The 25,333-nt window shown below is 56.7% G+C and carries 26 protein-coding genes and 1 tRNA gene; 6 read left to right on the top strand and 21 right to left on the bottom strand.

The window, feature by feature from the left end; translation table 11 throughout:
* Positions 1-102: 102 nt before the first annotated feature.
* From AC07VY_RS01645 to AC07VY_RS01665, 5 genes are all read right to left on the bottom strand, one after another.
* On the bottom strand, positions 103-303 hold the full coding sequence (locus AC07VY_RS01645; RefSeq protein ID WP_495095832.1) for a CopG family antitoxin: 201 nt from the start codon (positions 301-303) through the stop codon (positions 103-105).
* A gap of 75 nt (positions 304-378) precedes the next feature.
* Positions 379-1,332, bottom strand: coding sequence for a GSU2403 family nucleotidyltransferase fold protein (locus AC07VY_RS01650; RefSeq protein ID WP_495095831.1), 954 nt, complete (start codon positions 1,330-1,332; stop codon positions 379-381).
* Between the two features lie 368 nt (positions 1,333-1,700).
* Positions 1,701-3,377 carry a DUF6538 domain-containing protein gene (locus AC07VY_RS01655; protein ID WP_495096099.1) on the bottom strand — a complete coding sequence of 559 codons (1,677 nt, stop codon included), beginning with the start codon at positions 3,375-3,377 and terminating at the stop codon, positions 1,701-1,703.
* Between the two features lie 98 nt (positions 3,378-3,475).
* Positions 3,476-3,552: transfer RNA gene (locus tag AC07VY_RS01660), tRNA-Pro, on the bottom strand.
* 38 nt (positions 3,553-3,590) lie between these two features.
* Positions 3,591-4,520 carry a polyprenyl synthetase family protein gene (locus AC07VY_RS01665; RefSeq protein WP_495096098.1) on the bottom strand — a complete coding sequence of 310 codons (930 nt, stop codon included), beginning with the start codon at positions 4,518-4,520 and terminating at the stop codon, positions 3,591-3,593.
* 201 nt (positions 4,521-4,721) lie between these two features.
* Here AC07VY_RS01665 and rplU point away from each other — a divergent pair, with 201 nt between their 5' ends.
* The 4 genes from rplU (at position 4,722) to proB (ending at position 7,722) form a co-directional block, all read left to right on the top strand.
* Positions 4,722-5,033 (top strand): 50S ribosomal protein L21, encoded by a 312-nt coding sequence (gene rplU, locus AC07VY_RS01670; protein WP_092756606.1) that lies wholly within the window; start codon positions 4,722-4,724, stop codon positions 5,031-5,033.
* Between the two features lie 12 nt (positions 5,034-5,045).
* Positions 5,046-5,306 (top strand): 50S ribosomal protein L27, encoded by a 261-nt coding sequence (gene rpmA, locus AC07VY_RS01675; protein WP_490592743.1) that lies wholly within the window; start codon positions 5,046-5,048, stop codon positions 5,304-5,306.
* 95 nt (positions 5,307-5,401) lie between these two features.
* On the top strand, positions 5,402-6,484 hold the full coding sequence (gene cgtA, locus AC07VY_RS01680) for an Obg family GTPase CgtA (protein ID WP_495095830.1): 1,083 nt from the start codon (positions 5,402-5,404) through the stop codon (positions 6,482-6,484).
* Positions 6,485-6,549: 65 nt separating this feature from the next.
* Positions 6,550-7,722, top strand: a complete 1,173-nt coding sequence (gene proB, locus AC07VY_RS01685; RefSeq protein WP_495095829.1) for a glutamate 5-kinase — start codon at positions 6,550-6,552, stop codon at positions 7,720-7,722.
* 23 nt (positions 7,723-7,745) lie between these two features.
* Here proB and AC07VY_RS01690 read toward each other — a convergent pair whose 3' ends face one another.
* Complete coding sequence (locus AC07VY_RS01690) at positions 7,746-8,390, bottom strand: RNA pyrophosphohydrolase (RefSeq protein ID WP_495075017.1); 645 nt, start codon at positions 8,388-8,390, stop codon at positions 7,746-7,748.
* Positions 8,391-8,490: 100 nt separating this feature from the next.
* Here AC07VY_RS01690 and AC07VY_RS01695 point away from each other — a divergent pair, with 100 nt between their 5' ends.
* Both AC07VY_RS01695 and AC07VY_RS01700 read left to right on the top strand, forming a co-directional pair.
* The gene (locus AC07VY_RS01695) at positions 8,491-10,248 is read left to right on the top strand and encodes a proline--tRNA ligase (protein WP_495095828.1); all 1,758 of its coding nucleotides are present in this window, start codon (positions 8,491-8,493) and stop codon (positions 10,246-10,248) included.
* A 55-nt stretch (positions 10,249-10,303) separates the two neighbouring features.
* A complete protein-coding gene (locus AC07VY_RS01700; protein WP_495075093.1) occupies positions 10,304-10,882 on the top strand; it encodes a lytic transglycosylase domain-containing protein in 579 nt (192 codons plus the stop codon).
* Here AC07VY_RS01700 and AC07VY_RS01705 read toward each other — a convergent pair.
* From AC07VY_RS01705 to AC07VY_RS01775, 15 genes are read right to left on the bottom strand one after another with little or no spacing between them, the layout of a single operon-like run.
* Positions 10,879-11,427, bottom strand: coding sequence for an NUDIX hydrolase (locus tag AC07VY_RS01705; RefSeq protein ID WP_495095827.1), 549 nt, complete (start codon positions 11,425-11,427; stop codon positions 10,879-10,881). The genes AC07VY_RS01700 and AC07VY_RS01705 overlap by 4 nt on opposite strands.
* A gap of 23 nt (positions 11,428-11,450) precedes the next feature.
* Positions 11,451-12,146: a fumarylacetoacetate hydrolase family protein gene (locus AC07VY_RS01710; protein WP_495095826.1), complete on the bottom strand. Its 696-nt coding sequence runs from the start codon at positions 12,144-12,146 to the stop codon at positions 11,451-11,453.
* Positions 12,147-12,161: 15 nt separating this feature from the next.
* Positions 12,162-13,145, bottom strand: coding sequence for a cell envelope integrity protein TolA (tolA, locus tag AC07VY_RS01715; protein WP_495075013.1), 984 nt, complete (start codon positions 13,143-13,145; stop codon positions 12,162-12,164).
* Between the two features lie 5 nt (positions 13,146-13,150).
* A complete protein-coding gene (gene tolR, locus AC07VY_RS01720; protein WP_495075012.1) occupies positions 13,151-13,573 on the bottom strand; it encodes a protein TolR in 423 nt (140 codons plus the stop codon).
* A 13-nt stretch (positions 13,574-13,586) separates the two neighbouring features.
* Positions 13,587-14,279: a protein TolQ gene (gene tolQ / locus AC07VY_RS01725; protein ID WP_495075011.1), complete on the bottom strand. Its 693-nt coding sequence runs from the start codon at positions 14,277-14,279 to the stop codon at positions 13,587-13,589.
* Positions 14,276-14,677, bottom strand: coding sequence for a tol-pal system-associated acyl-CoA thioesterase (ybgC, locus tag AC07VY_RS01730; RefSeq protein WP_495075010.1), 402 nt, complete (start codon positions 14,675-14,677; stop codon positions 14,276-14,278). Before ybgC ends, tolQ begins: the two co-directional genes overlap by 4 nt.
* Positions 14,678-14,679: 2 nt before the next feature.
* Positions 14,680-15,864 (bottom strand): pyridoxal phosphate-dependent aminotransferase, encoded by a 1,185-nt coding sequence (locus AC07VY_RS01735; protein ID WP_495095825.1) that lies wholly within the window; start codon positions 15,862-15,864, stop codon positions 14,680-14,682.
* Positions 15,865-15,874: 10 nt separating this feature from the next.
* Positions 15,875-16,420 (bottom strand): transcription antitermination factor NusB, encoded by a 546-nt coding sequence (gene nusB / locus AC07VY_RS01740; RefSeq protein WP_495075008.1) that lies wholly within the window; start codon positions 16,418-16,420, stop codon positions 15,875-15,877.
* Positions 16,417-16,893, bottom strand: coding sequence for a 6,7-dimethyl-8-ribityllumazine synthase (ribH, locus tag AC07VY_RS01745; protein WP_495095824.1), 477 nt, complete (start codon positions 16,891-16,893; stop codon positions 16,417-16,419). The genes nusB and ribH overlap by 4 nt, the downstream gene beginning before the upstream one ends.
* Positions 16,887-18,029, bottom strand: a complete 1,143-nt coding sequence (ribBA, locus tag AC07VY_RS01750) for a bifunctional 3,4-dihydroxy-2-butanone-4-phosphate synthase/GTP cyclohydrolase II (protein ID WP_495095823.1) — start codon at positions 18,027-18,029, stop codon at positions 16,887-16,889. Before ribBA ends, ribH begins: the two co-directional genes overlap by 7 nt.
* Positions 18,026-18,670 (bottom strand): riboflavin synthase, encoded by a 645-nt coding sequence (locus tag AC07VY_RS01755; RefSeq protein WP_495075005.1) that lies wholly within the window; start codon positions 18,668-18,670, stop codon positions 18,026-18,028. Before AC07VY_RS01755 ends, ribBA begins: the two co-directional genes overlap by 4 nt.
* Positions 18,671-18,721: 51 nt before the next feature.
* On the bottom strand, positions 18,722-19,807 hold the full coding sequence (ribD, locus tag AC07VY_RS01760; RefSeq protein ID WP_495095822.1) for a bifunctional diaminohydroxyphosphoribosylaminopyrimidine deaminase/5-amino-6-(5-phosphoribosylamino)uracil reductase RibD: 1,086 nt from the start codon (positions 19,805-19,807) through the stop codon (positions 18,722-18,724).
* A gap of 37 nt (positions 19,808-19,844) precedes the next feature.
* Positions 19,845-20,432 carry a GspH/FimT family pseudopilin gene (locus tag AC07VY_RS01765; protein WP_495095821.1) on the bottom strand — a complete coding sequence of 196 codons (588 nt, stop codon included), beginning with the start codon at positions 20,430-20,432 and terminating at the stop codon, positions 19,845-19,847.
* Entirely contained in the window at positions 20,429-20,947 is a 519-nt protein-coding gene (locus AC07VY_RS01770) for a type IV pilin protein (RefSeq protein WP_495095820.1), read from the bottom strand. Before AC07VY_RS01770 ends, AC07VY_RS01765 begins: the two co-directional genes overlap by 4 nt.
* Complete coding sequence (locus tag AC07VY_RS01775; protein ID WP_495095819.1) at positions 20,944-25,332, bottom strand: pilus assembly protein; 4,389 nt, start codon at positions 25,330-25,332, stop codon at positions 20,944-20,946. The genes AC07VY_RS01770 and AC07VY_RS01775 overlap by 4 nt, the downstream gene beginning before the upstream one ends.
* Between the last annotated feature and the right edge of the window lies 1 nt (position 25,333).

The raw sequence follows: 25,333 nt of genomic DNA on the forward strand, positions 1-25,333 counted from the left end.
TTGGTCGGCTTACAGCTCTCTGTAAGGGTGTCGCTGGGGCGGGAGGCATGCTCAAAACTCGGGGCGGTTCAAGTTCGAGTTTTTTGATTCTCTTGTAAACGTTCATTCGTCCTCTGTTGACAGAGGGGCATCAAGATCGACTTCGATGTCACTGGTCAATGATTTAAGGCGTTGTACGAAGTTGGCATCCAAGGCTTTTACCGTTGACCAAGCAAGGTATTCGGTGGAGCCGCGCGTTTCCCAGTAGGCCCGTTCCTGTGCCTCATTGATGAAATTTGGAATGGCTTTAATTGGCTGGTTCATAAACCACGCGCTCTTTTCGATGTATGTGTGTGGCCGAAATCATCCGAATCAACTGGCCCGACTGCCGCTACTTGCCTACCGCAGCAATTGTGGAAGTCGCTCCCGGACCAACCATTCGACAGTCTGCGCCTGCAACATGTCGCGCCGGCGTTTGATGGCCTCCCGATCCGTCTGCTGGGCCATCCACCGCTTGAAATCCACGAACGTTCGCGGATCAATGGTGTGCATCCTTGCCATTGTGCCGTTGACGGCAACGACGATTTCACTGAACGCCGAGGCGTTTTGCAAATCGGCGGCACGTCGAGCTTGAACCACCCAGAAGTCCTCTTCCGACTCGCTCAATCGGATTGGGTGGGGATCGTTTTCTTGGGCTACTCGGCGAATGATGTCTACTTCAAAGCCATCCCCATTAACTGCCGTGTATTTCTGGTCTTCCCGCAGCTCAAAGGTCTTGTCCGCCTTTCGGAGAGCCTCCAACATGGATGGGGAATCCAGGGCCAGGCGCTGGGCAAATATAACGCGCTTACGCGTATCCCACAGCAAGTCAATGTCTCGTGTCGAGGTGACATCGCTCGAAAGGTTGACTCCCGCTGCGACCTCGTAGGCATATAGGGCGTGTGTACCGACGACCCGAAAGTGTTCGTCCAATCCAGCGTTGGCGATGCGGTTCAATATGGCGACGGCGATGTTGGGCATTCTGCCAACCCGCAGTGCCCGGTTCATTCGCTCATGCTTGGTGACTGCATCTTTTAAGCTTGCGAGGCGAGCGGTAAGGTTCGTCTTTTGTTGCGTGAATTTCTCAAACATTGCCAAGGTCTTGTCGGACTTGGCGCCCAGACTGGACTGGCCACCCGCAGGCGTGGTGCGAATGAGGTAGTCTGTACCCTTGACCGTTTTCCATACCATTCCGCCACGGACCTGGAGTGCGGTTTTCTTGGTGCGTTCGAGTTCCAAGAATGCCGAGCGTGCATCAATGTACTGGCGCGCAGCATCGGGATCGATTTCTCGAATTTCCAAGTCTTTCTCCATTTTTTGATTTTACTTGGAAACTTTCGGTTTGAACCGGTACGGCGTCAGGTGGGGCTGCCCGCGAGGCGACCAGAGCAGGCAAAAGATGCCTCGGACAACGGCATTTTTTAGCCAGATATAGGTAGGCCCTGTGATCGGCAACAGCCAGGCAGGCTGGCCAATTTGGTGTTCACGCCGCTGTTTAAGGCCAGCGGTACGACCAATGCCTGGTACTGCGTGAGCAGATCGTGAGGCCGTAGAACCAGGTGGTGCAACTGAGTCTGAGTTCGCAGACCCAGAAGGCGAGGGCGGCGCTGAACACGCATCAGCTGGATGCGACGGCCCTGCCCAAAATTTGATCGGGGAGGGTGCCGCTGGGGCGAGAGGCTTTATTTCGGAATTGGTTTTCCAGCACTGCGATTCCGTTCTTCTCTAGCCAATTTCGCTGCCAGGTGCTTTTCGTAAGATGCCTTTTGGGATTTTGTCTGAGACTCGTTCCCTGCGAACTGCCCATCAAACCGGCCAGATTCGTATCGGAGGTAGTCAAGCGTCAGTCCGTCAAATCTCAGTTGGTTGATGAACTGTCGCTTGTTGGCGAGCCGATGCGTTGATGCGTAGACATTGGCATTGATGCTTTGGTGTGCGTGTCCCATCAACTCGGAACGGGCTTCATCGGCGAGCAGCGCAACCTGTTTTAAATTGTCGTTAAACGTATGGCGAAAGGAGTGGAACACCTTTTCCTTCTCCGTGATCCCGATGGAGGTAAGGTAGTCCGCAAAACTTCTGCCCGGCTGTCGGCCATAGCTGCCTTCCACGTAGGAGAGCTGCGAAAACATTCTGGGCTTGCCCAACTTTTTCATGTCCTCAAGAAACTCCAGAAAGCCCAGTGCCAAGAGCTGCGGGTGTACTGGAACCAGGCGCCTGGAGGTCACATTCTTTAGTTTCTTATCTGGTGCATTCTTGTTGATGTCGAATGTCCATACGCCGTTCACCTCGGCAATGTCCGTGAGGTAGAGCTGGGCAATTTCGTTAAGCCGCAAGCCGCTGAAAAGACCGATCAGCGGGAACCAGAAGTCGTGAGGACTCTTCCTGGTCCGATAGCTCTCGGGGCTAAAAATCTTCCGAAGGTCATCGTCAGAAAACGGTTGCCGAGCGGCCCCAGTATCAGCCTCGCGTTGGGCTGCGGTCTGGATTTTTTGGCCTTCAAACACATTCTTGCCATGGACATAGCCTTTGCCGATGGCCCATTTGAAGAATGTTCCCAGAATGCTGATGTGCTTGTCGACCGTGCGCGGCGACATGCTGAAATCCGCTGGGATATAGGGTGCGTCGGAGTTGAGCTTCCGTTTGCGGTTCTCGGTCTCTTCCAGATCGCGGCGAATCTTGAGCACCTCGTCGATGGACCTTCCGCGATAGGCGGCAACCTTGTTTCGGTTGGGTGGAAGCTGCTGGACGACGTCCACGAAATGGTTGGCGTCATCCTGAGACAAATGGGTAATCGGCTTATCGCCAATCACATCGATGAGCAGGTTGTAGGCTGAAGTGAAGTCATCCAGGCTGTGCTGGCTGATGCCGGCCTTTTCGCGCAGGCGCAGATAGATCGGAAAAATCTGCGACAGCATGTTCTGGCCAGCACCTGCACTGGGTTGCAGTTCGGGCTGCTGCTGTTGTGGTGGCGCGGCGAGTTTTGCTTCTGCTTCAGCTTCAGCGGCATAGGAGGCTCTGAGCGTTTCCAGAACCTTCGTGAACGCGGCGACATCCAGCGGCTTGGAGCTATCTACCTTGACTCCGGTGAGTTTGGCGCCGCCGATTTCCAGGCTTTCAATTTCAAATGCGCGCAGGTTGTCGAAATCAATGTTTGGGAGCTGAGACATGTCTATCCTGAATGCCTGAATTTTTTGCTGGACGTTGGCCGACATGTTAGCGGTCATCAGCAGCGCCCGTCTACGGTCGTGGGTGCACAGGGATTTGCGGATTTCCGTCCTGCCAATGTGCGGGCGCAAATCGTGGGGGACGGCGAAGCGGAAATAGTATCCGCTGGGGCGGAGCAGCAGGTAGGGTGGCATGCGCACGGGTCATTCCTTGTGAGAAATGGACCAGCGTTTGGACCAGGCTGCGATTTTTAAGAATAAAAAATCTGAATTAAATCAACCACTTACGGGGGTGGTCGGGGTGAGAGGATTCGAACCTCCGGTCTCTACGTCCCGAACGTAGCGCTTTACCTGACTAAGCTACACCCCGCAGAAGCGATGCCAGAACTACATATCCCACTGCGTGGGTTAAGAGCGGCGCTCCAATAATTGAGCCGCTAATTGTAGCAAACCATCGGTGTAGGCATTGGGCTGGAAGTGCTTTGTTGCCTCTATTGCGCGCTGTGCCTCGGCTGCCGCAGCCTGGCGGGTGACGTCCAGTGCGCCCGTACTTTTGACGATGGCGATGATCTCTTCCAGGCGCTCAGTTTCGCCGGTCTCAATGGCTTGGCGTATCAGTGCGCACTGGGCAGGAGTTCCGCGTTGCATGGCGGCAATCAGCGGCAGTGTGGCCTTGCCTTCGCGCAGGTCGTCGCCCAGGTTCTTTCCCATTTCGGTGGCATCGCCGTCGTAGTCGAGTACGTCGTCAATGACCTGGAATGCCGTGCCCAGCGCCTGGCCGTAGTCTGCACAGGCCTGCTCCACTTCGGGGCTGCTATTGGACAGCAATGCAGCCAAGCGCGCGCTGGCCTCAAACAGTTTGGCGGTTTTGGAGCGGATGACCTTCAAGTACGCCGTCACATCGAGTGAGGCGTCGTGCATGTTCACCAACTGCATGACTTCGCCTTCGGCGATCACGTTGGTGGCATCTGCCAGGGTTTGCATGATGCGCATGTCCTTCGCATCCACCATCATCTGGAATGCGCGGGAGTACAGGAAGTCACCTACCAGCACACTGGCCGGGTTGCCAAAGGCTTCGTTGGCGGTGGGGCGCCCGCGGCGCAGCGTGGATTCGTCGACTACATCGTCGTGCAGTAGGGTGGCGGTGTGGATGAACTCGACCACGGCCGCCATATTGAAGCGCTGTGCCTCGCGGTAACCCAGTGCGCCGCAGACCAGCAGCAGTATGGCCGGTCGCAATCGCTTGCCGCCAGCCGAGATGATGTACTGCGACACCGTGCTTACCAATGGCACGCCGGAGGCGAGTCGTTGCGCTATGACGAGATCTACCTCACGCATGTCATCGGCAATGAGTGCGAGGGTGTCGGCTGTGCGGGATGAGTTGACGGACAAAATATGAAACCGGGAGTTGGCCAATTATATGAAGGTCGCAAACCCGTTATGAGATAGATAGCAGGGCTTGCGCAGCTTGTCGGCAAAGAATGCTAGAATCTAGGGCTCTGTGGAAATTGGTCTGCAGATTAAGTGAAGAGGTCAAGCATGTACGCGGTCATAAAAACCGGCGGCAAACAATATCGTGTTGCTTCCGGCGAAAAAATTAAAGTAGAACAGATTGCTGCGGACGTAGGCCAAGAGATCGTGTTCGACCAGGTTCTGGCAGTCGGTAACGGCAGCGAGATCAAGGTTGGCACGCCCTTGGTGTCCGGCGCAACGGTCACAGTCACGGTTGTGGCGCATGGTAAGCACGACAAGGTCGGCATTTTCAAAATGCGCCGTCGTAAACACTACATGAAACGTCAAGGGCACCGTCAGCAGTTCACCGAACTGCAAATCGGCGCTATTGCGGCATAAGGGGCATAGGTCATGGCACAGAAAAAAGGCGGCGGCTCTACGCGAAATGGGCGCGATTCCAAGCCAAAAATGCTTGGTGTCAAGGCGTTCGGTGGTGAACTGGTGAGCGCAGGCTCCATCATTGTTCGCCAACGTGGTACCAAATTCCACCCCGGTACCAATGTCGGCGTGGGCAAGGACCACACCTTGTTTGCCCTGGTGGACGGCCACGTGTCTTTCGCTGTCAAGGGTTCGATGAACAAGCACCAAGTGGTCATTACGCCAGCGGCCTAAAGCCCTGGTTGCATAGATCGCTTTGATCCCTCCGAAGCCCCGCCTGGTCGGGGCTTCGGTGTTTTGGGGATTCTATTTTGTGAACTGGAGTCGGTATGAAGTTCGTTGACGAAGCATTTATTGACATTTCCGCAGGCGATGGTGGGGCGGGTTGCGTGTCGTTTCGTCACGAGAAATACAAGGAATTCGGCGGCCCCAATGGCGGCGATGGCGGCCGTGGCGGCCATGTGTTTGCTGTGGCAGACGTTAATTTGAATACCTTGGTCGACTTCCGTTTTTCCCGGCGCTACGACGCCAAGCGGGGCGAGCATGGCATGGGCTCCGACATGTTCGGGGCCGCCGGTGATGACATCACGCTCAAGATGCCGGTCGGAACCATCATTTCCGATGCCGAAACGGGTGAAAAGCTGTTTGAGTTGCTGGTGCCCGGTGAGGTCATCACCATCGCCAAGGGCGGCGATGGCGGTTTTGGCAATATGCGCTTCAAAAGTGCGGTTAACCGTGCACCACGCCAAAAAACACCTGGCTGGCCAGGCGAAAAGCGCAGCCTGAAGCTGGAGTTGCGGGTGCTGGCTGACGTCGGCCTGTTGGGCATGCCCAACGCAGGCAAGTCCACCTTTATTACGGCGATCTCCAATGCCCGTCCGCGTATTGCGGACTATCCCTTTACGACCTTGCACCCCAATCTGGGTGTGGTGCGTGTGGGGCCGGAGCAAAGTTTTGTGGTGGCAGATTTGCCTGGCCTGATCGAAGGCGCTTCCGACGGTGCGGGTCTGGGGCATCTGTTCTTGCGCCATTTGCAGCGCACCCGCTTGTTGCTGCATGTTGTTGATATGGCGCCATTTGATGATTCCGTTGATCCCGTAGCGCAGGCCAAGGCCATCGTGGGCGAGTTGAAGAAATACGACGAAGATTTGTATAAAAAGCCGCGCTGGTTGGTTCTCAACAAGCTGGACATGGTGGACAACGACAAGCGTGCAGCCTTGGTCAAGGATTTCGTTAAACGCTTTAAATTCAAAGGCCCGGTGTTTGAAATTTCCGGTTTGACGCGCGAGGGTTGCGAGCCCTTGGTCAAGGCGATTTACCAGCATGTGAAAGCCCAGCAATTGGCTGAGCAGGTGCATGTAGAGGTGGATCCTCGATTTGCCGTCAATCCCGCGGATGCTGCTGGCGAATAGCTACCAGATGGTTGCTATATAAATAATAGCTATTGCCGCAGAGAATATCTGCGCTACAGGCATAAATGACATCAAACTTTGCTTCAACGGTATTGCGGGATGCGCGGCGCATCGTCGTCAAAGTGGGTTCCAGTCTGGTCACCAACGAGGGCCGGGGACTGGATGAACAGGCCATAGGCGAATGGTGCCGGCAGCTGGCGGCCTTGGTGAAGGGTTTGGACCCGCAATCAGATGGCCAAGCGCAGCTGCGTCCGCGTGAAGTCATCATGGTGTCCAGTGGCGCCATTGCCGAGGGTATGAAGCGTCTGGGTTGGACTACCCGGCCCCGCGAGGTGCATGCTTTGCAGGCTGCGGCAGCTGTGGGTCAGATGGGCTTGGCCCAGATGTATGAAACCAAGCTGCGTGAAAACGGCTTGGGTAGTGCCCAGGTGCTGTTGACCCACGCCGATCTAGCTGACCGTGAGCGCTACTTGAACGCCCGATCCACGCTGCTTACCCTGCTGCAGCATGGGGTGGTGCCGGTGATCAATGAAAACGACACGGTGGTCAACGACGAGATCAAGTTCGGTGACAACGATACCCTGGGCGCCTTAGTGGCGAACCTGGTGGAAGCGGATGCCCTGGTCATACTGACGGACCAAAAGGGTCTGTATACCGCCGATCCACGCAAAGATCCTGCGGCGCGCTTTGTCCACGAAGCCCAGGCGGGCGATCCTGCTTTGGAAGCGATGGCGGGTGGCGCGGGCTCCAGCATTGGCCGTGGCGGCATGATCACCAAAATATTGGCGGCCAAGCGCGCCGCCGGCTCTGGTGCTTCCACTGTGATTGCCTGGGGGCGAGAGTCCGATGCACTGGTGCGCTTGTCGCGCGGCGAAGCGATTGGCACTTTGCTGGTGGCGCAAACCCAAAAAACCCAGGCGCGCAAGCAGTGGATGGCCGACCATCTGCAGCTGCGCGGTGCGGTGACGGTAGATCTGGGCGCGGCAGCGAAGGTCCGGGATGAAGGCAAGAGCCTGCTGCCTATCGGCATGACCCAGGTGGATGGTGATTTCTCTCGTGGCGACGTGATTGCCATCCGCGGCCCGGACGGCACCGCCATCGCTCGCGGTTTGGCCAACTATGCCAGCACTGAAGCCCGGCTGATTTGCCGCAAACCATCCAGCGAATTCGAGAGCTTGCTGGGCTATGTGGCTGAACCTGAAATGGTGCACCGCGACAACCTGGTGCTGGCCCGCTAGGGCAGCCCAGATTCGTCTATTGCTTAGATGAGGTGGTTACCCGCAGGGTAACTGTGGTGCGGATCAGGCTCGAAGGTGGCGCCCGGCGGCAGTTCAAAGTGCAGCGGCCTGGAGGGCATCTCACAAGGCGCTTCGACCTGTTCACCTTCGCGGCCACGCATGCTGCTGCGCAGGTAGCGGTTGCGATGGTCTTGCTGCCGGGGTAGAAAACGCGCCAGTTCGGTCAGCGCCATTTCGTAAACGCCACGTTTGAACTCGACCACTACGTCCAGGGGCACCCAATAGTCGTTCCAACGCCAGGCATCGAACTCGGGATGGGTGGTAGCGCGCAGGTTCAAATCCCAGTCGTGACCAACCAACTGCAGCAGATACCAGATTTGTTTCTGGCCTTTGTAATGACCGCGTGCATCCCTGCGGATGAAGCGGTCAGGCACCTCGTAGCGCAACCAGTCACGGGTGCGGGCCACAACGCGTACATGCTCAGGATGTAAGCCTACTTCCTCGTGCAGCTCCCGGAACATGGCTTGCTCGGGCGTTTCACCACGGTCAATGCCACCTTGCGGAAACTGCCAGGAATGGGTACGAATGCGTTTGCCCCAAAATACCTGATTTCTCTGGTTGAGCAAGATGATGCCGACGTTAGGCCTAAAGCCTTCGCGGTCAAGCATAATCAAACCCCAATTTTTAAACTGAGTCCATTATGCACAGCGTGGCCTGTGTATCAAGCGAGTCAGCCCGTTTCCCGAACCTCAGAACCGAATTCACCCCATGAAAGCCTCCCAGTTCCTGATTTCCACGCTCAAAGAAGCGCCATCCGATGCCGAGGTGGTCAGCCACCAGCTCATGACGCGGGCGGGCATGATCAAAAAGTTGGGCGCTGGCATCTACAGCTATATGCCCATGGGTCTGCGCGTCATCCGCAAGGTAGAGGCCATCGTACGTGAGGAAATGAACCGCGCCGGCGCCATCGAAGTCGCGATGCCGGTGGTGCAGCCGGCTGAGTTGTGGCAGGAGACCGGACGCTTCGACAAGATGGGCCCCGAATTGCTGCGCATCAAGGACCGCCATGATCGCGACTACGTGGTGCAGCCTACCAGCGAGGAAGTGGTTACTGACATCGCTCGCCAGGAGTTCCGCAGCTACAAGCAGTTGCCGAAGAATCTGTACCAGATCCAGACCAAGTTCCGTGATGAGCGTCGTCCACGCTTCGGCCTCATGCGTGGTCGCGAGTTCACCATGAAGGACGCGTACAGCTTCGACCGCGACCAGGCGGGCGCCAAGGCCAGCTACCAGGTTATGGCCCAGGCCTACCGCAAGATTTTCGACCGCTTTGGCCTGACCTACCGTGCGGTGGCGGCAGACAGCGGAGCCATCGGTGGTGACTTGAGCGAAGAGTTCCAGGTTATTGCGGCAACCGGCGAAGACGCCATCGTGTACTGCCCGTCCAGCGACTACGCGGCCAATATGGAAAAGGCCGAGGCCTTGCCACCCCAGGTCGAGCGTAAGGCTGCGAGCCAAGCCATGGTCAAGACGGCCACACCCGGCAAGAGCACCTGCGCGGATGTGGCTGAGTATTTGAACCTGCCTTTGCAAAACTCGGTCAAGTCCCTGGTGTTGGCTACCGAAGTAACCAACGAAAAAGGGGACATCGTAAAGACCAAGGTCTGGCTGCTGTTATTGCGTGGCGACCACTCCATGAATGAAATCAAGGTCGGCAAGGTGCCTGGCCTGGACGCAGGTTTCCGCTTTGCGACCATTGAGGAAATCGACGCGCATTTCGCCAGCCTGCCGGGTTATCTGGGGCCTGTGGGTGTGAAGCTGCCCGTCAAGCTGGTGGTGGATCGCGAGGTGGCGGTCATGTCGGACTGGGTGTGCGGCGCCAACGAGGCCGACTTTCACTACACCGGTGTGAACTGGGGCCGTGACTTGCCGGAGCCGGACGTGATCGCCGATCTGCGCAATATCGTCGAAGGCGATCTGTCGCCCGACGGCAAAGGGGTGTTGGCCATCGAGCGTGGCATTGAGATCGGCCACGTGTTCTACCTGGGCACCAAGTACAGCCAGGCCATGAATGCGACCTTTCTGGACGTGAACGGCAAGCCGCAATTCATGGAAATGGGCTGCTACGGCATCGGTATTACGCGTTTGCCGGCCGCGGCGATTGAGCAAAATCACGACACGCGCGGCATCATTTGGCCGGATGCTTTGGCACCTTTCACCGTGGTGGTGTGCCCGATCAGCCCGGACCGCAGCCCCGACGTCAAGGCGGCTGCAGACAAGCTGTATGGCGAGCTGCTGGCAGCGGGTGTGGACGTAATCCTGGACGACCGGGGTGAACGCCCTGGCGCCATGTTTGCCGATTGGGAGTTGATTGGTGTGCCGCACCGCGTTACCGTGGGTGACAAGGTGCTGAAAGACGGACAGGTGGAATACCAGCACCGCCGTGATGCCGCTGCGACCAAGGTGGCAGCTGCGGACATATTCACTTTCATGCAAACAAAGCTGGGACTTGCAACAGGAGCTTGATACTGTGGAGATACCAGGTTTCACTAGAAGAAATGCGGTCTTGCGTACAGCTGCTATGCTGGGGCTGCTATCAAAAGTGGAGCTTTCGCATGCAGGTGGCCAGGTTGAGGAACCACTGGCCGACTCTGTGCGCACGGCCTTGAGCTCGGCGGTCCACAACGCGGCACCGCCGGTACCCGAGTTTTCCAACACCGAATCGCGCCTGGCCTACTTGCGTTGGCTTGCCGCGATGAGCGACAAGTTGCGGGCTAAAAAGCCCGAGTGGCAGGTGCGCAAGGAGTTCCTGGAAACCGTGTGGTACGAGAGCAAGCGTGCCGGGCTGGACACCGCCCTGGTGCTGGGCCTGATCCAGGTGGAAAGCAATTTCCGCAAATTTGCCATCAGCAGCGTGGGCGCCCGTGGCTATACCCAGGTGATGCCGTTCTGGACCCGCGTACTGGGCGACGGTGATGCCGACAAGCTATTCCACATGCAGACCAATTTGCGCTTTGGCTGCGTGATCCTGCGCCACTACCTGGACCGTGAAGGCGGCGACCTGTTCATGGGTCTGGGCCGCTACAACGGCTCGCGTGGCCGGGCGCCTTACCCAGACGCGGTGTTGGGTGCCAAGCGCAACTGGGAGTTCAAAGCTTAGTCCAGGCTGGCGTGGTGCAGGCCAAACTGCCCCGTGCGTCGGTCCGCGAAATAGTGCTTCAACGTGTGGGCCACGGTGCGAAAGGCGATTTCGTCCCAGGGAATCTCAGACTCGGTAAATAACCGGGCCTCCTGGGTTTCGAAGCCCGGGTTGAATACCTCGCTCAACAGGCGTGCCCGGTAGTACATATGTACTTGCCCCACGTGGATGACGCTCATCACGGTGAACAACTCTTCCATCTCGAATTGGGCGCCAGCTTCTTCCTGGGTTTCGCGGGCAGCTCCATCGGATGTGCTTTCACCCAGCTCCATGAAGCCTGCGGGCAGCGTCCATTTGCCAAATCGCGGTTCGATATTGCGCTTGCACAGCAGCACCTTGTCACCCCAGTGTGGCACGGTGCCGACCACGTTCAGCGGGTTTTCATAGTGGATGGTTTGGCAGGCAGGGCAGACCGCGCGTTCTTTGGTGTCGCCGTCGTCAGGGATGCGGTAGACCACCGCAGTGCCGCAGTTTTTGCAGTGTTTGATGGGGCTGCGGTAAATCATGTCGCCAGTGTAGTGGCTAGCTTTTACACAATGCGCAGCGATAAGGGTGTCAGGCTGCCTACGCCGCCCACCAAGGTGTCACCGGCCACGACGGTCGCCACACCTTCGGGCGTGCCGGAGTAGATCAGGTCACCGGGCTGCAGCTCCCACGCGGTAGAAAGGGATTCGATGGTTTCCGCCAGGTTCCAGATGAGTTGGGTCAAGTTGCTGCGTTGTCGGTCCTGCCCGTTCACCTGCAGATAGATCTCGGCATGTTCTGCGTCACCCGCCTGGGCCAAGGGGGTGATGGGACCAATAGGTGCCGATTGCTCAAAGGCCTTGCCTATGCACCAGGGGCGGCCCTGTTTCTTCATTTCGTTCTGCAGGTCACGGCGGGTCATATCCAGACCGACCGCGTAGCCGTAGATATGCTGGTGCGCGTCTGCTGCGGCAATGTTCTTGCCGCCTTTGCCGATGGCCACGACCAGCTCGATTTCATGGTGCAGGTTGCTGGTGAGGCTGGGATAGTCCATAGTGCCGATCTGACCAGCTTCAACCGCCAGCACGGCGCTGGCGGGTTTGATGAAAAAGAAGGGGGGCTCGCGGCCTGTGAAGCCCATTTCCTTGGCGTGCTCTGCATAGTTGCGGCCCACGCAGTAAACGCGGTGTACGGGGAAGCGGGCGGTTTGGCCGACAACCGGCACAGACACAATGGCAGGGGGCGTGAAAACGTAGTCCATCTAGGTCCTTGCAGATCAGTCTTTGGGGCGTAAGGTGAGGATCATTGTTGACGGAACGGTTCCGTCGGTGTCGCGGGGCATGGTTTCTGTCTTGTCGATGGCCTTGAGCACGGCGTCGTCCCAGTTCTTGTTGCCACTGGACTTGGTCAGACGGCGGCTGAGGATGCTGCCGTCGGACGAGGAGCGCACTTCTACTTCCGCTACAGGGTTGTTGTCCACTCCGTCGGGAAAGACGATATTTGCTTTAACCTTGGCCGCCACCTTGCCACCATAGCCGGCGGATGGTGCGGTGGACCGCAGTGCCGAGCCGGTGGCATTGGCCGCGCCGGTGGCCCCTGCCATACCAGCGATGCGCTTCAGGTTTTCTGCGCGTTGTGCTGCAGCAGCTTTGGCATCCGCCTGCGCCTTGGCCTTTTGGGCCTCTTCCTTCTGTGCTTCCTGGGCTTCCTGGGCTTGTTTTTCCTGGGCGGCTTTTTTATCTTTGATGCGCTTGTCTTCGGCCTGCTTTTCTTCGGCGCGTTTCTTGTCCGCAGCCTCTTGGGCCTTTTGCTCTTTCTGGGCCTTCAGTGCATCTTGCTTTTCTTTTTCGAGCTTGGCTTTTTCGCGCAAGGCTTTTTCCTGCCGGTCTTGCTCTGCCTGGGCTTGTTTTTCAGCTTCGCGCTTTTTCTTGGCGCGTTCCAGCGCAATCTCGGCTTCGTGCAGATCCGGCGCGGGTGGCGGCACTACCTTGGCCACAGGAGGAGGGGGCGTAGGTTCTGGTGCGGGCGTCGGCGGCGGTGGGGGGGCGGGGGCTTCCTCGACCGCTTTGGGCGCGGCCTGCTGCACGCTGCTGGACCAGAGCTCGGCTTCCACCGAGGCCACTTCGGTCTGCTTCCAGTGCACATTCCAAACCAGTGCCAGCAGCAGCAGGGCATGTGCCAGCAGTGCCAGGCCAACCGCCCGCAGCATGCCCGGCGGTTCGGGCGGCGCGAAGCTGATGCTGTCCTGTGCTGCGTGCATGGGGCTTATTTGCCCAATTGGACGGACAGGCCGACGCGCTGGATGCCAGCCTTCTGCAGGGTGTCCATGATTTTCACGACCGACTCGTACTTGACGTTGCGGTCGGCACTGATGACCACGGGCGTGTTCGCCTCGCCATCCTGTGCAGTTTTGACGGCGCTGGCCACATCGCGACTGGTAAGGTGGCTGCTGTTGCCGCTGGCCTGCTTCAGCTCCAGAGATTCGTCCTTGTTGATGACGATCTGGATCACCCGGTCAGGTTGCTTATTGGCTTTGCCAATGCTGGGCAGGTTGATCAAGCTGGGCGTCACCATGGGGGCAGTGACCATGAAAATTATCAGCAGCACCAGCATCACGTCAATGAAGGGCACCATATTGATCTCATTGATGGTGCGCCGTCCGCGGCCGCGGGAAACCATGGAAGGCATGTGCGCGGCTCCTTTAGCGGGGTGCGGGCGTTTGCGCCGCTACATTGCGCTGCAAGATATTGGAGAACTCTTCAATAAATGTCTCCAGGCTGTTGGCGGTGCGATCGATGTCGCGTGCAAAGCGGTTGTAGGCCACCACTGCCGGTATGGCCGAGAACAGGCCAATGGCGGTGGCCACCAGGGCTTCGGCGATGCCGGGCGCCACCGTGGCCAAGGTGACCTGCTGCATGCTGGCCAAGCCGGTGAAGGCATGCATGATGCCCCATACTGTGCCGAACAGGCCTACATAGGGCGACACCGAACCGACGGATGCCAGAAACGACAGGCTGGACTCGATCACGTCCATCTCACGTTGGAAGCTGGCGCGCATGGCGCGGCGTGCGCCGTCCATCAGGGTCCCTGCATCGGCAATGCGGCGCTCGCGCAGCTTGTGGTACTCGCGCATGCCGCTGGCGAATATGCGCTCCATGGGGCCTCCATCCTGTGCCTTCTTGGCCGCGCCGGTGTACAGATCATTCAGGCTGGTGCCAGACCAGAAATCGCGTTCGAAGGACTCGTTCAGTGCCTTGACCTTGCCCAGGGCAAACAGCTTGCGGAAGATGGCTGCCCAGCTGGCGATCGATATGCTGACCAGCAGCAGCATGACCAGCTGCACCACGATGCTGGCGTTGAGAACCATGGTCCAGATGGACAAGTCTTGTGTCATTGCAGAACTTCTAAAAGATGGGCCGGGATGCGGCCGGATTTAAGCGTGTCAGCCTCCACCCAGCAGATGCGGATGCTGCCCTCACACAGCACCACGCCGTCACAAATGGCTTCTTGCTGCAATGTGATAGTGGATCGGCCAATTTGTTCCACACGGGCTGTTACCAAAAGTTGGTCGTCCAGCCGGGCCGAGCGCAGGTATTTGACGGTGGTTTCGGCCACCACAAACATGCCACCATGGGTCTCCCTCAGGTTGCGCTGCTCCAGGCCCAGAGCGCGCAACCACTCGGTGCGTGCGCGTTCAAAGAACTTCAGGTAGTTGGCAAAGAAGACTATGCCACCTGCGTCTGTGTCTTCCCAATAGACACGTATAGGAAAGGTAAAGATGTTCTTCTCCATCGTTAATTCAACATTTCGCGCAGCCGCGCGATGGCAGTGTGCAGGTTGTCCATGGAGCTGGCGGTGGAAAAACGCAGAAAGCGGTGCGTGTCTGCGCTACCGAAATCGCGCCCGGGTGTCACTGCCACATGGGCGCGGTGCATGATTTCAAACGCCAGATCCCAGCTGTCCTTGATGCCTAGCTTGCTGCAAATTTGAGAGCAGTCTGCCCAGGCATAAAAAGCGCCATCGGGCATTTCGGGTACTAAAAATCCGAGCGCGTTGAGTGCTGGAATAAAGTAGTCACGCCGTGCCTTGAATTCAGCACGGCGGCGCTCAAACTCGGCAATGCTGGCGTCTTCAAAGCAGGCCAGCGCTGCATGCTGTGCCACGGTGCTGGGACAGATGAACAGGTTTTGCGCAATGCGCTCCACCACCGGCACCAGCGCTTCAGGTATCACCAGCCAGCCCAGGCGCCAGCCGGTCATGTTGAAGTATTTGCTGAAGCTGTTGATGCTGATGACCTGGTCGTCCAGCGCCAGCGCGGTCTGGCCAAAGCGCGCGTCATGGCTGAGACCCAGATAGATTTCATCCACCAGGGTGATACCCCCGCGTTCTTGGACCACGCTGTGGATGCGGCGCAATTCCTCAGGGTCTATAGACGTACCCGTGGGGTTGGAGGGGGAGGCCAGCAGCACGCCGCGGGTCTTGTCGGTCCACGCGGCGGCCACCTGGTCGGCACTTAATTGGTAGCGGTCGGCTGCGGTAGTGGGCAGCAGCACGGCCTTGCCATCTGCCGCGGACACGAAATGCCGGTTGCAGGGGTAGCTGGGGTCCGGCATCAGGATTTCGTCACCTGCGTCTATCAGCGCCAGGCAGGCCAATTGCAAGGCGGCTGAGGCACCCGCCGTGACCACGATGCGGCTGGCCGGCACCTGCACACCAAAGCGGCTTGCGTACCAGGCGCTGATGCGCTCGCGCAGGGCTTGCAGGCCGGTGGCCTGGGTGTACTGGGTTGTGCCATTGCGCACGGCCTGGGCCGCCGCTTCCTGCACTAGCGGCGGTGCGGTGAAATCGGGCTCGCCGATATTCAAGAACACCATGGGCCGGTCGGTGTGGGCCACTTTTTGGGCCAGCTCAGAGGCGGCTTTGGCTACCTCCATGACATAAAACGGCTCTATGGCCAACGCCCGCCGGGAAATCCGCATGCCGGGCGCCTTAGTCGGTGTTGGTTTTGCCAACTTTGCCGGCCTTGTCGGCCTGCACTTCGGCGGCCCGCAGCTGGGGCGCCAGGCTGTTCAAAATGCCGTTCACGTACTTGTGGCCGTCGGTGCCGCCAAACTCCTTGGCCAGCTCGATGCACTCGTTTAGCACCACGCGCCACGGCACGTCTAGGCAATTACGCATCTCGTACACGCCAATCCACATCACGGAGCGTTCGACCGGCGAGATTTCTTCCAGCTTGCGGTCCAGCAAGGGCACGATCAGCGCGTCTAGCTCAGCGGATTGCGCTATGCAGCCATGCAGCAGTGCGTCGTAATGCACCGAGTCGGCTTTGTGAAAGCCGGCCAGGTCGCGGGTAAAGCTGTCGATGGCTTCGGGAGCGTTGCCACCAACAAGGTGTTGGTACAGCGCCTGCAAGGCAAACTCGCGGGCCCGGCTGCGGTCAGATTTGGCGGCGGCTTTGCGTACTCCGGTATCGGTCAGGCCGCTACGGGATTGGCGAGGGCGCTTGGGGGTGGACGGGGTTTCAGGGATGTTCATGCCAATTGTTCCAACAGTCTGGCCATTTCCACTGCGACGCGGGCGGCATCGCGGCCCTTGTCGGTTTGGCGGGCCACGGCTTGCGCCAGGTTTTCGGTGGTGATGATTGCGTTGGCAATCGGGATTTGGTAGTCCAACCCAATGCGGGTGACGGCGCTGCCGGATTCGTTGGCCACCAGTTCGAAGTGGTAGGTTTCACCGCGGATGATGCAGCCCAGGGCGACCAGGGCGTCGTATTGCTCGGTTTCTGCCAGGGCCTGCAGTGCCAGTGCAACTTCCAGTGCGCCCGGAACCTGCACGTGGTCGATGTTGTCGGGTAGGACACCCAATGTCTGCAGCTCGCTCTTGCAGGCTTCTGTGAGGGCGTTGGTGATGCTTTCATTGAAGCGTGCCTGCACGATGGCAATACGCAGCTTGCTGCCATCCAAGCGGGTATCGTCGGAGCTCAGTGCTCCTTGGTCGGCGTTCAGCATGTTGATTCCTTGTTGTTATTTTGGGGCGAGAGGTAGCCGGTGGTTTCCAGGCCATAGCCCGCCATGCTGGGCATGCGACGGGGTGCGCCCATCAGTTCCATCTTGTGCACTCCGCAGGCCAGTAGTATCTGCGCGCCCACGCCGTAGGTGCGCAGGTCCATCCGGCCACGCTCGGGCGCCTGGGCGGGGCGGGCCGTGCCTTCAAACTGTGCCAGCAGCTCGGTCGCACTCTCGCCGCAATTGAGCAAGACGGCTACGCCCTGGCCCTCGGCTTCGATATGGCGCAGGCTGGCGTCCAGGCTCCAGGAGTGCAGGCTACGGTTGATTTCCAGCGCATCCAGTACGGACAACGGCTCGTGGACCCGTACCGGGACGGTGGTGTCGGCTGTCCATGTGCCTTTGACTAAAGCTAGGTGCACGCCCTGGCTGGGTTTGTCGCGAAACGCATGGGCGGTAAAGCTGCCAAAAGTCGTCTCGATCGTGCGGCTGCCAATTTTTTCAATCAGCGATTCATTGCGGCTGCGGTATTCGATCAGGTCGGCAATCGTGCCAATCTTGAGACCGTGTACGGCGGCAAAGATTTGCAGATCGGGCAGGCGCGCCATGGTGCCGTCGTCGTTCATCACTTCGCAGATCACCGATGCCGGGCTGCAGCCCGCCATTACGGATAGGTCGCAGCCCGCTTCGGTATGGCCGGCGCGCATCAACACGCCGCCGTCTACCGCTTGCAAGGGGAATATATGGCCGGGCTGTACCAGGTCTTTTGCTGTGGCATTGCGGGCTACGGCAGCTTGAACGGTGCGGGCACGGTCGGCAGCAGAGATGCCGGTACTGACGCCTTCGGCGGCTTCAATCGACACGGTGAACGCTGTGCCTTGCTTGGTACCGTTGTGGGCCACCATGGGGGGCAGTTGCAGGCGTTCGCAGATCTCACGCGACAGGGTCAGGCAGATCAGTCCGCGTGCATGGCGGGCCATGAAGTTGATGGCGTCCGCCGTCACGTGGTCGGCTGCAATAATAATGTCGCCTTCGTTTTCGCGGTCTTCTTCGTCGACCAATATCACCATGCGGCCGGCACGGATGTCGGCGACGATGTCTTCCACCGGGGAAATAGCGACCGGCACGGGTGCTGTCATAGCTGGGCTTTCAAAGGTTGCTGTGGGTCAGCCTGGAGCATGCGCTCCACGTAACGCGCGATCAAATCTATTTCCAGATTCACGTGAGAACCTGCTTTCAACTGGCCCAGAGCCGTGTTGTCCACGGTGTGCGGTATCAGGTTTATATCCATCTCGCAGCCGTCGGCCGTGTCATTGATCTGGTTCACCGTCAGACTGACGCCATTGACCGTGATGGAGCCCTTGTAGGCCAGGTATTTGGCCAGGCTGCGCGGCGCCAGTATCTGCAGCAACCAGCTTTCACCCACCTGGGTGAATTGCCTAACGCTGCCAATTCCATCCACGTGACCGGACACAATATGCCCGCCCAGCCTGTCATGAGCCCGCAAAGCCTTTTCCAGGTTGACCGGGCCTGGCTGGTCCAAACCAGTGGTTTTGGTTAGCGACTCGGCCGAGATGTCGATGGTGAATTGGTTCTGGCCCGTGTCGAGCGTGGTGGCAGTCATACATGCGCCATTGAGCGCGATGCTGTCGCCCAAGCCCACGTCGTCCAGATACCCGGCGGGCGTCTGCAGGGTGAGACGCTTGCCGTACGAAGAAGAGCTACCCAGGTCGTGCACGGCGACGATGCGCCCGACGCCGGTGATGATTCCGGTAAACATCCCGCTATTTTCGCAGGGTTTGGTCGCAAGCCCTGCGCGCCTTGAAATTCTTCAGAACTGGTCGCGGCCCTGAACGCGCGCGGCAATGCGGATATCCGGGCCGACCTGGCTGACGGATGTGAAGTCCAGGGTGAGCGCGTCCTGCAGATGCGCCAGCGGGCTGAGTTGTGCCATATCCATGCCCGGGCCGATCAGTTTAGGCGCCATGTAGACCAGGAATTCGTCCACCAAACCAGCCTGCACCAAGGCGCCGTTCAGCGTTTGGCCAGCTTCCACATGGACTTCGTTGATTTCCCGCCGCGCCAGTTCACGCAGCATGGCTGTTAAATCGACTTTGCCGTGTGCGCCGGGTAGATGGAGCACGGTGGCGCCCGCAGCTTCCAAGGCTGATTTTTTGGCTTCATTTTCGACGCTGGCGCAGATATATACTGCGCGACCAGCTATAAAAATACTAGCGTCTGGCGGTGTGTCCATTCGACTGTCCACCACCACCACATGGGGCTGGCGCGGCGTGTCTACCAGGCGCGCATCGAGACATGGGTTGTCTTTCAACACAGTGCCAATGCCGGTCAAGACGGCGCAGGCGCGTGCCCGCGAGGCATGCCCGTCTGCACGTGCAGCCGCGGAAGTGATCCACTGGCTTTCACCATTCGATAGCGCGGTGCGGCCATCTAGCGATGTGGCCACTTTCATGCGCACCCATGGGGTTTTTCGCACCATGCGGCTGAAAAATCCCAGATTGAGTTCGCGCGCCTCCTCTGCCCCCGGACCCACTTCCACCTCAACCCCGGCAGCGCGCAGGCGTGCAAAACCATTGCCTGCTACCAGGGGGTTGGGGTCGGCAAGAGACGCAACTACTTTGCGGATGCCCGCCTTCACCAAGGCATCGCAACACGGGCCGGTGCGGCCTTGGTGAGAGCAAGGTTCCAGGGTGACATAGGCCGTGGCGCCTTCTACGCTGTGACTTTGGGCCGCTGCGTCACGCAAGGCCATGACTTCGGCATGTGGGCCACCAACACGCTGGGTGTGGCCTTGGCCAAGCAGCTGTCCATCGGGGGTGGTAATGACGCAGCCGACCCTGGGGTTGGGGGGGCTGATACTTAATGCGTTTTGGGCAAGTGCAAGGGCAAGAGCCATGTGTGATGTGTCATCTTGCATGTCCTGTGTTTATATTTCAATCATTGCTGGTGAGGTCTGTGCAGGTGGTGTCTGAGCTGCTGGCTGGAGTGCATATGCGGGCACGACCAGTTCTGGCTATCTTGATGTAACGTGTTTGTGCATAGAGATTTGTTCCAGACACATCATTACGCACGAGCTGCAACGACAAAGCTCCAAATCCGCCCGATTTATTTTTTGAATAGCCAGACCCGTCAAACATGATGTAGGGCGTGGTTCCTGTGGCTGTGTTATTTCCAGTTACGTTGATATAGCTTTGCATTGCAGGTTGTTGCAACACAATGGTGTCCGCGCTGGAATCGTAGACACCATTTTGATTCGCATCGAGGAAGACGATCCAACCACTTGCCCAGTTCGATCCGTTGCTGACTGGGACGATGGATGCATACATGCCTCTTTTCATCGCTTCGCCGCGGGCTGCTGCAATCGCCGCATACAAAGTACTTGTTGCTGAGGTGAGCTCGGAGTTACGCTTGAATGCCACCATGCTGGGGACGCCCACCATCATTAATAGAGCTGTGATGATCAGCGTCACCATGAGCTCTATTAAGGTGAACCCCCTGTTTCGGAGATTTTTAGTGTTCATGGCCAACAGAGACTGAAGTTGGTGCTGCTCGCGGTTCCTGTACAGGTTTTGACCCCAGTACTGGTAATGCTGAGATTGGCAACCAATGGGTCGGCCTTTACTGGCGTTGCAGTTACTTGAACACATTCTTGGATGGTGGGGACTGTCCCGCCGGAAACGGGTGCAGGACAGCTACTGGCGGTCAATTGATAGGCAGTGTTGGCTGCAGAATCCCCAGAGAAGGTTTTGAACGGCACAGCTGAGCTGCTGGTCGTTCCACAAGGCAGGCCGGAGGCAGACGCTATGGCTGTGACTGTTCCGCTGCTATTGGAAAACGCCAAGTAGCAGTTCTTCTGCGTCATATAACGTTCTTGTTGTTGCAGCAGGTCCAGTAACGCAGTTCTGGCTTGGGCTCGCTTACCTTTGAGTACTGAATCGGTATACGAAGGGTAAACAATGGCTGCCAGTATGCCGATGATTGCCACTACGATCATCAGCTCCATCAGCGTAAAGCCGCTTTCATTTTTCTGGGTCATGGCGCATTCTTTAAAGCAAGGTAGTTGTTGATTTGTCGCCAACTTAGACGACCTGTAGTCATCGACGTTGTCGTCGTTACGGCGGTGCTGGAGCCCTTGGTGCCAGATTGCACCACGGTCTTTGTGGTCCGCCTTATACGTCGTCCTGTGGAGTCACTTACGCTGGGGTAGGTAATGCTAGACACGGTACTACTGTATTCCCCTGTGGCCAGAAATGGCGTTCCGGGAAGCCCTACGGTGGATGTCGTAATTGTGCCTGCTCCACTAAAGAGGTCCACTATGTAAAGATTACCGCTACCGCCACTGGCAGCACAAGATCCAGCTGTACCAGTACTCGCCGGTATTAGTGTGGAGAACAGTAGGCTGTTGCCATTCACCAGGCCGTTGCTGATTCCTCGCTCTCCTGAACTGGCGAAGTCTGCATACCAACCGGAACGCTGAGACGCATCTGTGTTACTTGTCGCTCGCCCCCAAGTAAATGACGGCACTGTTATCGTTCCTGCCGATTGACTAATGGTACCCGCTATTAATCGGCCGCGACCTGAAATGACGCTACTACCCGCTGGGCTACTGTCAGCAGCTGTAGATCCATTATCAAATATGGAATATATGGAATTTTGCAGCGTAGAGGTTTTATCGCTATTTTCTAAGTATTTTCCTGTCGCGAAGGCGATGTAGTTTGTGCTGACCTGGTTGACGGATGGACCTGCCTTTACCATTGGCGCCATGGATATGGGTTGTACAGCCGCAGATGCTGTTTGTGCGATAAATAGAGGATAAGGATTGGGGGCTGCTGTGGTCCCTTTGTTATATGCAGATAGCTTGTTGATATTCCAATTGGATGATCCATAGCTGCTGAAATTTAGTTTCCATAGCTTCCCATGTAAATCACCCAAATATACTTGGGTTAATTCTCCAGCGGAGCCGAAAACTGTTGTGAAGTTAATCAGTCCAGTTGGATTGTTTGCGCTTAGCGTGCTATCTGTAGGCAGAGAAATTTTGTAGTAGTTTGGGGTCGTACCTGTAGATGTCCAGGCGGTAGCCGCGGGTTTATCTAGTGCTAGCAGAAATAGAGCGGGCTGCCCAGTTGTGCTATACCGGCCAGAACTATCTGGCACGTAATTGTTTACGCCGCTCGCAACCATAGCAAACCATCGGTAGGTCGCAGTAGCGCCGGGATCACTGGTTCGCAGGCGGACGATTTGGGGCGTGCCAATGACAAAGCCTATTTCTGGGTCATCGGCACGGGTAAATTCCCACATAACCTTGCTGGCGTCAAATGTGCTGGGATCGGTTACATCCAATGCAAAAACGCCCGACCCTCCCGCCCCGGTACCTGCTACCAGCACAGTCTTCCAATCTGAACCTACTTGTGCTTCCGCAACGACAGGAGTTGCATCAACATAGCTTTGGTGGTTTTGGTTATAGCTGGTGCTTGTTAATGCTGCAAGCTTGGGTCCCATCCAGCTCGGAATATAAGCAAATAATTCATTACCATTGGTGGCATTGAATGCATGCAGCATGCCGTCATTTGCTCCTACGAAAACGGCCGCAGTGCGGGAGGCGTAAGTACTATAAAAGCTGGCGTATGTGCTGCTATAGGCGATGCTGGTGGTAGGTGCTCCTGAGTATTGAATGCCGGAATTGATGATGTCACCAAGCAAGCTGCTGCGCGCACGAAATAGCCCCCCCGTATTCGTGGTGCTAATTTGATTGGTCGTATCACCTCTGAGATAACTAAGGCGTGAAGATCCTAATCCATCGGAGACAGATGCCGGAGTCAATTTATTTAAATTGGTTTGCAATGCTGTACCTATTGCAGACCACGTAAAGTTCGTGGCAGTTGTACCAGAAATAGGTGCCGGAACTCCAATTACGATATTTCTAGTGGTGACGGGAGAGGTCATTGCAGCGAGTTGAGCGGACGCACTCCAGCTGACGACTGTACCCACAGAAATATTATTGGAGGCGTCTACGGTAATGGGATAAGCTGAAATATCACCACTCCAATCCGACGTATCAAAGGATCCTCTATATTGAAGACTACCCGACGAGGTTATATTTGTGGAGGCAGCGGCACTGGCTGCAATATTGTTTGATTTGCTGGCAGCAGCGCTGAAAATACTTTCGAATGCGCTGAGTACGCTGCGTGCACTGCTTTGTAAGTAGTATGCACTGGCTTCACCAGGGCGTGCGGGATCTTGCCATACATTATTATTATTGGTGCCATCATTTTGTTTGAATGGGTTGCCATAGGTGTTGTATGGACTGGATGTGGTGTTTGCGGAATCTGCCTGGTACCCACCGTATTTCGCTGCAGTGAAAAATTGATTGCTGTATTGCCTGTAATTTGTTGAGTTGGAGTTGCCATACTCGTTGACGTCAAAAAGCATTGTCTTCACGCGCAGTCCGGGGCGCTGTGCGCTAGTATTGGCCGTCCATGCCGTTCCTCGAATATCGTGAGAATGAGCCCAGTAGGAAGCACCAATAATTCTATTTCCAGGAGGGCTCCCATTTAGAGGGGTATTGGGGTTTGCTGTGCCGCGCGAAACGCCCTGCCCATCTGTGTATGTTGATGAAAGTCCTTTTTCGAAGTTTTGAGCAATGCCCGTCCAGTAATTTATATCTGGAATGTTGCCGCTGACATCGGTGGTTGGGATGTTGTTGCCATCATGTGTATTTACATCGCCAATTACGACGATATTGCTTTTCAGGCATGAGTAATCTGCCGTGCTGGAGCGACTTCCACCATATGGGTCGGTCCAAGACGTCGCCACAGGAAAGCCGTCATACATCGCTGTCGTGATGTTGCTCACGGCGGCAGCTGTGGGTTGTAAGCCTTGTAGATAGCGTAGAGCTTCATAATGAAGTTCGCCCACTGGGTCATAAATTTTGTAACGGCCGGGAACACTTCCGGTGCGGCCAAATTTATTAAGATAATTTATAACCCCGCTGATGTTTGGTGTTTGCGTTGTGTCGCCGTCTGGATTCGTGTTAAAAACACCAGTACTTGCATCCCATTCAATGTTGGGGTTCCCTGTGGATGGCGTGTTGTCCTGGCCGAGTGTGTCGAATGTTTTGGCTCCAACATACTTCATGGGCGCTCTTAAAACCCCGCCATATCTGCCGCCAGATGCACTGTTTGTTTGATCCATTAGATAGCCGAATGCTGCTAATCTTAATTGATCACTGTACTTTTGAATGGAGCCTGTGGGTTTGTAGTTCCCATTTGGGTATGCTTTGCATAAACCATAGTCGCGGTTGTCTTGTAATACATTCGATGCAGTATTGCAGACTTGAACGCGGCTGTAGAAGAAACCATCTGAATTGAGACTGCCTGCAGTTGGTGTCCATGAGCCACTATAGTTGCGTATACGACAGGTTTTTACTGTGCCTGATATGGGGTCACCAAAAACACTGTTTGCACAAAGTACCCCGTTGGATGCCGGCGCAACCTTCCAAGTGGTGCCGGCTCCATACCAAACTTCTTGCGTCCCTGTGAATGCGCAATTGGCATTTTCGGCCGCGCAGTTGGTAGTGCCGCTAGGAAGGGTTGTTCCTGAGGTAATGGGGCCAATTTGACTTGAAGTCCCTCCACCTAGGGTGTAGGCCCCCGTGCTTGTGCATGAGCCCGTGGCACTGGTTCCAAAATAAATTCGATTTAATGTGTTGGCGATCCAGATGTCGCTTCCAGCTGCTTCATTAATCATCGCAGTGGGCACGGCGCCATAATAAATGGTTGAGCCACCATTTCTTTTGAGTTGCTTTGCGGGGAAGTTGCTGCTATTCCACATACAAATGGGATCACCGTTGGGAATGTACGCGCGTTGTAAAATTGTCAAACTTGGGGTGTCAATATAACGGTCGCCACCAGATAGGGCGAGCCGAAGCATATCTATTGCGGAGTTGGACGCCCAATTTAAGAAATTTCCGCTAAATGCATTGCTGCATTGTCGATTGGTTGCGGCTCCGCTACGATCAAAACGCTTGTAATCAGCGCTTGTCAGTCCACTCGCAGGTGTTTCAGTCGGTGCATTGTTGTAGGTGTAGCAGCTTTCTGCATCATAGTAACCGAGATATTCATTGGTATTGGAATATGTTCCATCTGTTGTTGCGCTAGGTTGGTCCACATATTGAGCTCCAACCGTAGGATATTCAACCGATAATGCAAGCGCAATTACCGGTTTGTCAACCGTAGATGTTCCATAAAGTGGTACGGATGACAGTGCAATCGATGGAATTGTGGTTGATGCGTCTGCTCTCACCACAATTGTGGTGGTAATCGAAAAGAATGCCAGTAAACCCAGTTGAATCCATCTGTTGGTATATATATTCTTCAGGCTATAGGTTGCGCGGCTTGTACGAGAGGGGGTATTGGGTAGCATG

Source organism: Rhodoferax sp. GW821-FHT02C08 (assembly GCF_059421805.1).

Bases quoted from the DNA above. Each gene is read 5' to 3' on its own strand.
- AC07VY_RS01645 (WP_495095832.1), bottom strand. From the start codon at position 303: ATGAACCAGCCAATTAAAGCCATTCCAAATTTCATCAATGAGGCACAG.
- AC07VY_RS01650 (WP_495095831.1), bottom strand. From the start codon at position 1,332: ATGGAGAAAGACTTGGAAATTCGAGAAATCGATCCCGATGCTGCGCGC.
- AC07VY_RS01655 (WP_495096099.1), bottom strand. From the start codon at position 3,377: ATGCCACCCTACCTGCTGCTCCGCCCCAGCGGATACTATTTCCGCTTC.
- AC07VY_RS01665 (WP_495096098.1), bottom strand. From the start codon at position 4,520: ATGCGTGAGGTAGATCTCGTCATAGCGCAACGACTCGCCTCCGGCGTG.
- rplU (WP_092756606.1), top strand. From the start codon at position 4,722: ATGTACGCGGTCATAAAAACCGGCGGCAAACAATATCGTGTTGCTTCC.
- rpmA (WP_490592743.1), top strand. From the start codon at position 5,046: ATGGCACAGAAAAAAGGCGGCGGCTCTACGCGAAATGGGCGCGATTCC.
- cgtA (WP_495095830.1), top strand. From the start codon at position 5,402: ATGAAGTTCGTTGACGAAGCATTTATTGACATTTCCGCAGGCGATGGT.
- proB (WP_495095829.1), top strand. From the start codon at position 6,550: ATGACATCAAACTTTGCTTCAACGGTATTGCGGGATGCGCGGCGCATC.
- AC07VY_RS01690 (WP_495075017.1), bottom strand. From the start codon at position 8,390: ATGCTTGACCGCGAAGGCTTTAGGCCTAACGTCGGCATCATCTTGCTC.
- AC07VY_RS01695 (WP_495095828.1), top strand. From the start codon at position 8,491: ATGAAAGCCTCCCAGTTCCTGATTTCCACGCTCAAAGAAGCGCCATCC.
- AC07VY_RS01700 (WP_495075093.1), top strand. From the start codon at position 10,304: ATGCTGGGGCTGCTATCAAAAGTGGAGCTTTCGCATGCAGGTGGCCAG.
- AC07VY_RS01705 (WP_495095827.1), bottom strand. From the start codon at position 11,427: ATGATTTACCGCAGCCCCATCAAACACTGCAAAAACTGCGGCACTGCG.
- AC07VY_RS01710 (WP_495095826.1), bottom strand. From the start codon at position 12,146: ATGGACTACGTTTTCACGCCCCCTGCCATTGTGTCTGTGCCGGTTGTC.
- tolA (WP_495075013.1), bottom strand. From the start codon at position 13,145: ATGCACGCAGCACAGGACAGCATCAGCTTCGCGCCGCCCGAACCGCCG.
- tolR (WP_495075012.1), bottom strand. From the start codon at position 13,573: ATGCCTTCCATGGTTTCCCGCGGCCGCGGACGGCGCACCATCAATGAG.
- tolQ (WP_495075011.1), bottom strand. From the start codon at position 14,279: ATGACACAAGACTTGTCCATCTGGACCATGGTTCTCAACGCCAGCATC.
- ybgC (WP_495075010.1), bottom strand. From the start codon at position 14,677: ATGGAGAAGAACATCTTTACCTTTCCTATACGTGTCTATTGGGAAGAC.
- AC07VY_RS01735 (WP_495095825.1), bottom strand. From the start codon at position 15,864: ATGCGGATTTCCCGGCGGGCGTTGGCCATAGAGCCGTTTTATGTCATG.
- nusB (WP_495075008.1), bottom strand. From the start codon at position 16,420: ATGAACATCCCTGAAACCCCGTCCACCCCCAAGCGCCCTCGCCAATCC.
- ribH (WP_495095824.1), bottom strand. From the start codon at position 16,893: ATGCTGAACGCCGACCAAGGAGCACTGAGCTCCGACGATACCCGCTTG.
- ribBA (WP_495095823.1), bottom strand. From the start codon at position 18,029: ATGACAGCACCCGTGCCGGTCGCTATTTCCCCGGTGGAAGACATCGTC.
- AC07VY_RS01755 (WP_495075005.1), bottom strand. From the start codon at position 18,670: ATGTTTACCGGAATCATCACCGGCGTCGGGCGCATCGTCGCCGTGCAC.
- ribD (WP_495095822.1), bottom strand. From the start codon at position 19,807: ATGGCTCTTGCCCTTGCACTTGCCCAAAACGCATTAAGTATCAGCCCC.
- AC07VY_RS01765 (WP_495095821.1), bottom strand. From the start codon at position 20,432: ATGAACACTAAAAATCTCCGAAACAGGGGGTTCACCTTAATAGAGCTC.
- AC07VY_RS01770 (WP_495095820.1), bottom strand. From the start codon at position 20,947: ATGACCCAGAAAAATGAAAGCGGCTTTACGCTGATGGAGCTGATGATC.
- AC07VY_RS01775 (WP_495095819.1), bottom strand. From the start codon at position 25,332: ATGCTACCCAATACCCCCTCTCGTACAAGCCGCGCAACCTATAGCCTG.